Here is a 6,074-nt window from a genome sequence, read left to right on the forward strand (position 1 = left end):
TCTGCAATCCTTTGTGTGATTGTTTTTTTTTTTTTTTATAGGACACGCGCAAACCGGTCTCTACACACTTTGGATGGTGGGGAGCCTCAGGTGTGTACGACGCGGCCCGCTGTCCGGGGCTGCCCTGCTCGGTGTCACACAAGTGGGTGGAACATAGAGCGGGCTCCGGCGGGCCGGGCCCACATCGCGTGGCGGCCGCGCCAGGCCCGGGAAGGGGGACGGCTCCAACGGAGCCGTCCCCCTGGCATAAGTGGTCAGGACTGGTCAGTTACCGCCAGGGAGGCGGTTCCAGCGGGAGGCATAGCCGACGCTGCCCCACGTCCCGTCCTGCCAGACGCGGGCGCCGTTCGCCTTGCTGTTGCTCTTGACCGTCAGATCCCTGGCGCTGCCGGCATTCACAAGCCGGCCGTTCGTCCCCCAACCCCATATCTGTCCCTTGACGTTGGCCTTGCAGGTCCACTGCTGGGCATACGCGTAGTCGGCCCGGCTGGAGTTCTCGATCTCCAGACACTTGCCGCTGGCCTTGTTGACAAGCTTGAAGTAGTTACGCTCGCTGTCGATCCACGAGACGCGCCACTTCGCCGCGCTCTGGCCGTTGCAGCTCCACTGCTGGGCCGGCGCACCATTGGCGCTGCTGCCGTCCGCGATCTCCAGGCAGCGGCCGCTGTAGTTGTTCACCACCAGCATCCAGGTGTCCGCGTGACTCACGGACGGGGTCATCAGGACAATGGCCCCGCCCGAGGCGGCCACGGCGGCAAGCTTGGTACTGATCTTCAAGGTTTCCCCCCACATGCAATGTCTTCGCTTACGTAAACATGACTGGTCCGGCACGTCGCCCCTTGAGCGAGAATGATCATCATATTATGACCAGGGGGGATCCTTGAGCAGGGGTAATAGACGTCATCCAGGGGACCGTGCACGTCACAGGGGATTTTGCAGTCTGTGATGGGGGCGCAAAGCCCCCGGTTGTCGAGGTGACTCTGACGACTCGTGCTCGTCTGCGCGCGGCCCCCGGTGACGAAGCTGCCGGCGCCGGCCGTTGTCAGTGGTGGGCGGCAGGATGGATGCGTACCGCTGATCCGGGCTCATCACGAGGGGTTCCCATGTCCGTTGCCGTATCCGACACCGCGTCCGTCCGCTTCCCCACCGGCTGGTGCGCCACCGACCTGGGCCGGTTCCGGCCCTGCGACTCCACCTACGAGGTCTACCCCCTGGACAGCCTGCCGCCGCTGGACGCCGTGGGGCTCGACGGCGGGTTCGGGTGGCTGGGCGGTGGGAGCACCGGGCCGTCGGAGCACGTGGCACACCTGGCGGCCCTCGAACGGGAGCTGGCGGCGGTCGGGCTCGCGCTGCCTTCGGACTTCGCCGCGTTCTACGGCAGCGAGCGACTCTGCCACGCCTTCGACGAGGTGTCGGTGACGGCCTGTTGGACCGATCTGTCCGCGGCGCTGCGCAGCCCGGCCGAGGAGGGCGCCCGTCTCGTGCGGTTCATGCGGGACCAGCAGGACTGCGTCATCTGGTACCTGTACCTGCGACCCTCGGGGGAGGCGTTCGTGGTGTGCTCGCACCTGGAGCTGGAGTCCGCCGAGGCCTGGTCGGCCGGGGAGCGGGCGGATGAGTTCCGGGAGGCCGCCGCCGGCTCGCTGATACGGTGCGCCGGTTCCTTCGAGGAGTTCGCGTACCGCTTCGTCGTGGAAAACGAGCTGTGGATGCAGCTCAACTCCGCCGGCACGGAAGGGCAACTCGCTCCTCGCCTTCAGGCATACGCCGATCACTACGCGGCCGCCGTCGCCTGACCGGGCAGCAGGCGGTCAGGCGAGCGGTGTGGAGCGGTTGAGGGCGGAGGTGATGACGGCGGCGGCCATGCCGTCCTTCGGGTCGACGCCCGCCAGGACGGTCGCCTGGTGGGTGGCGCCGTCGCGGGGAAGGCCTGGCAGGCCGTTGACCTCCAGGAGGTGGAGGTCCCCCTTGGGGTCGAGGCGGAAGTCGGCTCGGCCATGTCCCGAAGGAAGGCCCAGCGCGTCGAAGGCCAGGCTCGTGAAGTGGCGTGCCTGGCGGGCGATGGTCTCGGAGACCGGGGCGGGCACTTTCAGGTGCTGCCAGCGGGCCGGATGGCCGCGGCCGTCCGTCAGGCCGTCACCGCGAACACGGCGCATCAAGGCCGAGGGGCACCGACCGGTGGGCCGACCTCCTGAGGACGACACTGCCCGAGGGGCCTGGTCCGCGACGCGATCCTCGCCTCCCCGGCCTGGCCGGACACCGCGGCCGCGATGGGCCGCCTCGATGCCGTCCGGATCGACGTAGCCCGGTACGGCGGCCCATGGCCGGGCCGCGCGGCCCGGCCCGGGAGGCGCTGCTCGGCGCCGTGGGGCCTTCTGCCTCCCAGCGGGACCTGGAGGCAGACCGCATCGTCAACCGCCGAACCCTGTCGGCCGGCCGCCAGCAGTGCGCGGCCTTCCTGACCGCCTCCCGGAACCAGCCCGCGGCTCGTGGAACGCCGGGCCGAGGCCTTCGGCCGGATCACCGGTTGAAGGCACACACGGAGCGGATCCGTTCGCGGACCCCGCAGGCGGCATGAGGGCAGCGGGCACCCCCACCGCCCGACGACGACCGAGGAACGCCTCCCGTGCTCCCGCGCGGCACACGGGAGCGGCACTGCACAGCCCCGCCTCGGCGAACCCTCGCCGCTCCCGCCGGAAGGCGGATCTGGATGCGGGCAGCGCCCGCAGTAGGGCCGGTCCCGCGCGGATGGACCCCGGTTGAGCCGGGTGCCCGAGCCGACTGGCGAACGGGCACCGCACGCGCCAGCGTGGCGGTGCTTCTGCCACCGCTCCTCCGGAGGTCCGGCCTATGGCCGCCCAACGTTCCGTCACGGCGCTCAGCCCACCGGACGACCACGCCGAGCCCCTCCCACACAGACCGCGCCGAAAGGACCTTGCCGCGCTGGGAAGCGTCGCCGCCGCCTACGCGCTCACCCAGACTGCGTTCATGGCGCCCGGCACCGGGCTCGGGTGGGACGAGACCGTCTACGTCAGCCAGGTCTCGCAGGACACCCCCGCCGCGTTCTTCAGCGCTCCGCGCGCCCGCGGAATCAGCTACCTCGTGGCCCCCCTCGTGGCGCTCACCCCCTCCGTGCCCGCCCTGCGGGTCTTCCTCGCCATGCTCTCGGCAGCCGGCCTCCTGGCGGCACTGTGGGCCTGGCGCAGGCTGCTGCCCCTGCGCGTCCTCACTCTGGCCGGAGCGCTCTTCGCCGGCCTGTGGGTGAGCCTGTTCTACGGCCCCCAGGCCATGCCCAACCTCTGGGTGGCCATCGCGGCCCTGGCGGCCACGGGCTGTGCCCTGAGAGCCGCCTGCGATCCGGGCGACCGCCCCGCGCTCGCCGGGATCGCCCTCGCAGTCGCCCTCGCCGCCCTCATGCGACCCTCGGACGCCGTGTGGCTCGTCCTCCCCACAGCGTGCGCGACAGCTCTGCTGCCCGGCTTGCACAAGCCCGCCCGCCTGGTGGCGCTCGCGGCGGGGGCCGTACTCGGCGCCGCGCCCTGGGTCGTGGAGGCCCAGCTCAACTACGGCGGCCTCCTGGCCCGCCTCCACCGCGCCGGCGAGATCCAGGGCGGGTTCGGCTGGAGCCCCTCGTTCGGCAACCACCTGCGCGCCCTCGGCGGCCGCACACTGTGCCGCCCCTGCGACATCCCGTGGACCCAGCCGGTCACCTCCCTGTGGTGGCTGTCCCTGCCCCTGCTCGCCACGGCAGGCGTGGCCCTCGCCTACCGGAGCGGCCGTACACCCGGCCGCGCGACGGCCGTGGCCGCCGTGACCGGGCTCTCGATGGCGGCGCCCTACCTGCTGTTCGTGGGGTACGCCGCCCCGCGGTTCCTGCTCCCCGCGTACGCGCTGCTCTCGCTCCCAGTGGCCGTGGCCCTCGCCCGGCTGTTCGCCGCCGCCCGCTCCAAGCCCGTCCTTCTCGGCGCCTTCTGCCTCGCGCTGGCCGCGCACCTTACGCTCCAGCTGATGGTCACCGCCCAGCTGGCCGCCCGCAGCCGTACGACCCATACGGCCTTCGGCGCCGTGGCAGAGGCGCTGCGCCGCCAGGGCATGCGCACGCCGTGCGTGGTCAGCGGCGAGCAGGCCGTCCGCGTCGGTTTCCGTACAGGGTGCGCCTCCCGCCAGCTCTACGGCGACCACGACGGCAGCATCAGCGCCGCCGCCCTGGCCGCCCTGGCCCGTACCCGGCCGACCGCCGTGCTGGTCGCGGACAGCGCACCGGCACCCGAGTGGGCCCGCACCTGGCGCCCGTACGAGCTGCCGGAACTGCCGGGGATGAAGCGCTACCGCGCCTACCTCGGTCCCGCCGCACGGCCCGATGCCCCGGCGACCGAGCCAAGGCCCGGCCCCGGGCCCGGCGGCCGTTCGGGACGTGGGGCCGTGCAGGTCTCCGAGGCCCGGGGCTGACCCGTCCTGGGTAGCAGGGTCTGCCCGAGGCCTCGGTCTCCGCCAAGACGTGGGGCGCCAGATGGTGATGACGGGCAGGCAGCGCAGCGTCGTACCGGCGCCGGCGTGCTGGCGGGGACGGCGCCGACCGCGTGCGGATGGTGGGCCGACCGGTCCGGGCACGAAAGTGCGGGCCTGGCCCTGAGCCTGCTGCCCGGGGCCGTGGTGCCGGCCGGGTGCGTGCCGCTCGGGCGCCCTGCACCTGCCGCGGGTCCGCGAGCGCTTCACCCCAGCCGCAATCCCGGCTGACTGGGCGCTGGCCGAGACACGCATCCGGGAGGCGTCCGCCCTGTTGGGCCACGTCGGACAGGCCGATGGCGCAGGCGATGTGGCCGCGCCCGGCGACCTCCTCGCCGGGCGCGCAGCCCAGTCCCCGGCCCTGGTTCGTACCCGCGTCGGCCGGGCGGCGGCGGGTGCCTTCGAGAGGCCGCCCGCGCCCCCGCCGCCGGCTCGCTGGGGCCGCACTCGTGCCGGTTGGCGTGCTTCCACCCGGGCGTTGGAGCATGCGCCACGCGCGGGCCGTGGCGGGTGGTGCTGGCACTGCTGATCGCGCTGGTGGAGGCCGCCGCCCGGCACGGGCGCTGGAGTACCGGGCGCAGGCAAAGGCAGCATCGCAGCCGGCTGTCCTGCTCCGGGAAGTAGCCGGCCCGACCGGGGCCCCCCTGAAAGCCCTTACCGCTGCGATGCAGCAGTACCTGCGCTGCTGCCCGAGGCGGTGGGGTCTACGCGAGGACTCCTGTCGGGGTCATCCGTCCGGGCGCTGCTTGTCGTGTGATTCCGCGTTCCGGCGGGCGGGGCAGTCAGCAGTTGAAGTAGGCGTCGAGAATGGCGCTGAAAGCTCCGCGGGGGCCGCCGGAGTCCCGACCGGCGGGCTGGGGCGTCGGGGTGTCGAGCAGGCGGGCTGTTCAGGTAGGCGTTGAAGCGAGGGCTGTCGCGGAGTATTTCGGGCAGCCGCTCGCAGGCCGGTAGGCGGATCGTGTTGCACATCCGGCACAGCACCCCGCGGACGCATGGACCGCAGGAGCCGCCCGGCCCACAGCAGGCGTGATCGTGATCGATGTTCCAGAAGGACCGGCCGGCCTCGTCAATGCTGCCGACGCATGAACTCGAAGGATCCCGTTCACCTCCGCAACGGTGAGTGAGTACGTGCGCGCCTGCTGCTTCGCGCGGTTACAGCGGACACACAGCTGCTTGTCGGCCCGCCGGAGCCTGGGGTCAGGGTCGTCGTCGTCCTGGCACATGGCGCAGCAGAAGTCCGGGCAGTCGAAGTTCCAGTCCATGAGCGGAGGTCAGTGTCGAGGTCCGACACCCGAAGGGGTGGCGGTGGCCGCCTTCCGGCGCTTTGTGCCGGCTCTCTTGTGCGGTGCGTGCCGCCATCACCGCGGCCGCCGCACCCGCCCGCCCCCGCTCCGCCTGCCACTCCGAACCCAACCTGACCCACGCCCCCCGACGCCCGAACGCGATATCTCGCCGCCCGCCCGGCAACCACATCACCCAACCTGGCCGACCCGTCACCGGCCCCGCCCTCGCCGCCCCCCGCATGCCCCCCGCCCTCGCCCCCCCCCCCGACGCCGGGTCCGCGTCCG

5 protein-coding genes are annotated in these 6,074 nt (G+C 72.3%); 2 read left to right on the forward strand and 3 right to left on the reverse strand.

The genetic code is table 11. The annotated features are described in order from the left end of the window. Nucleotides 1–264 precede the first annotated feature (264 nt). Nucleotides 265–777: an RICIN domain-containing protein gene (locus PV721_RS40175; protein ID WP_319733337.1), complete on the reverse strand. Its 513-nt coding sequence runs from the start codon at nucleotides 775–777 to the stop codon at nucleotides 265–267. Nucleotides 778–1,103: 326 nt separating this feature from the next. Between PV721_RS40175 and PV721_RS40180 the strand changes: the two genes are divergently transcribed. Then, complete coding sequence (locus PV721_RS40180) at nucleotides 1,104–1,796, forward strand: hypothetical protein (protein ID WP_319733339.1); 693 nt, start codon at nucleotides 1,104–1,106, stop codon at nucleotides 1,794–1,796. A gap of 15 nt (nucleotides 1,797–1,811) precedes the next feature. Here PV721_RS40180 and PV721_RS40185 read toward each other — a convergent pair whose 3' ends face one another. Then, complete coding sequence (locus tag PV721_RS40185) at nucleotides 1,812–2,156, reverse strand: hypothetical protein (RefSeq protein WP_319733341.1); 345 nt, start codon at nucleotides 2,154–2,156, stop codon at nucleotides 1,812–1,814. Between the two features lie 832 nt (nucleotides 2,157–2,988). Here PV721_RS40185 and PV721_RS40190 point away from each other — a divergent pair. After that, nucleotides 2,989–4,449 (forward strand): hypothetical protein, encoded by a 1,461-nt coding sequence (locus PV721_RS40190; protein WP_319733342.1) that lies wholly within the window; start codon nucleotides 2,989–2,991, stop codon nucleotides 4,447–4,449. Between the two features lie 711 nt (nucleotides 4,450–5,160). Here the strand turns inward: PV721_RS40190 and PV721_RS44210 are convergent. After that, the gene (locus tag PV721_RS44210) at nucleotides 5,161–5,577 is read right to left on the reverse strand and encodes an endonuclease domain-containing protein (protein ID WP_416371282.1); all 417 of its coding nucleotides are present in this window, start codon (nucleotides 5,575–5,577) and stop codon (nucleotides 5,161–5,163) included. Between the last annotated feature and the right edge of the window lie 497 nt (nucleotides 5,578–6,074).

Source organism: Streptomyces sp. MB09-01 (genome assembly GCF_033794505.1).
GTDB lineage: Bacteria > Actinomycetota > Actinomycetes > Streptomycetales > Streptomycetaceae > Streptomyces.